The organism is Ascidiimonas aurantiaca, from assembly GCF_037646345.1.
GTDB classification, from domain to species: Bacteria; Bacteroidota; Bacteroidia; order Flavobacteriales; family Flavobacteriaceae; genus Ascidiimonas; species Ascidiimonas aurantiaca.
This window is the reverse complement of the sequence record NZ_JBBEWR010000044.1, coordinates 1-612: the sequence shown is the minus strand read 5'-3', so window position 1 is coordinate 612 and position 612 is coordinate 1. Positions and strand designations below refer to the sequence as shown.

Here is a 612-nt window from a genome sequence, read left to right as displayed (position 1 = left end):
AGGCAGGCTTGCAAAGTTAACCGCTAACCCACGCAACTCATAGCCAAACCGTTACCTGCAATACGGACAAAGCGCATAGTTGAAGATTGAGATTTAAATAAAAATGACTTTTAGAGAAGCAAATAAAGCCGACATAAAACAGATTCAAATAGTAAGAAACTCTGTGACCGAAAATACTCTGTCAAATCCTGAATTAGTAACTGATGCTGATTGTTTGGAATTTATTACAAAAAGAGGAAAAGGATGGGTTTGTGAAGTTAACAATCAAGTTGTTGGATTTTCAATAGCAGACTTAAAAGAAAATAATGTTTGGGCTTTATTTGTACACCCGAACTATGACAAACAAGGAATTGGAAGGCAATTACACGACCTGATGTTGAATTGGTATTTTAACCAAACTTCTAAAAATCTATGGTTGGGAACTGAACCAAACACAAGAGCCGAAACTTTTTATAGAAAATCGGGATGGAATGAAATTGGAACTCACGGAAAAGGAGAGATAAAATTTGAAATGACATTTGAAAACTGGAAAAATAAAAGTACAGCAGGTAACAATGTATAACCGCAATTACGGCGGATTCGACTACGTCCGAATCCACTCGGAATTGCTAA

Annotated in this window: 1 protein-coding gene; it reads left to right on the top strand. The window is 36.1% G+C overall.

All coding sequences use genetic code 11. From position 1 onward, the window contains the following. Nucleotides 1-103 precede the first annotated feature (103 nt). A complete protein-coding gene (locus tag WAO84_RS17170; RefSeq protein ID WP_340067375.1) occupies nt 104-562 on the top strand; it encodes a GNAT family N-acetyltransferase in 459 nt (152 codons plus the stop codon). The last annotated feature ends 50 nt before the right edge of the window (nt 563-612 follow it).